This is a genomic window from Bacillus sp. JST-5, from assembly GCF_057747715.1.
In genome coordinates this window covers 19279-19507 of the sequence record NZ_JBYLHW010000041.1, presented here as the reverse complement: position 1 = coordinate 19507, position 229 = coordinate 19279, and the positions used below count along the sequence as shown (strand labels likewise).

The 229-nt window shown below is 38.9% G+C and carries 1 pseudogene; it reads left to right on the top strand.

Going from position 1 to position 229, the window contains the following annotated elements:
* Window positions 1–229 (top strand): annotated as a pseudogene (locus AC3ASS_RS09410) (tRNA (adenosine(37)-N6)-threonylcarbamoyltransferase complex transferase subunit TsaD); the annotation flags it as partial.

Here is a 229-nt window from a genome sequence, read left to right as displayed (position 1 = left end):
AGCATTAAGTCAAGCCAATTTAACGATGGATGAAATTAGCGGAGTTGCAGTTACATCAGGTCCTGGATTGGTAGGGGCATTACTTGTAGGTGTTAATGCAGCTAAAGCATTAGCTTTTGCTTATCAGAAACCTCTCATCCCTGTTCATCATATTGCTGGGCATATATATGCAAACCAATTAATTAAAGAACTCGAGTTTCCTCTACTATCATTAGTAGTATCTGGTGGA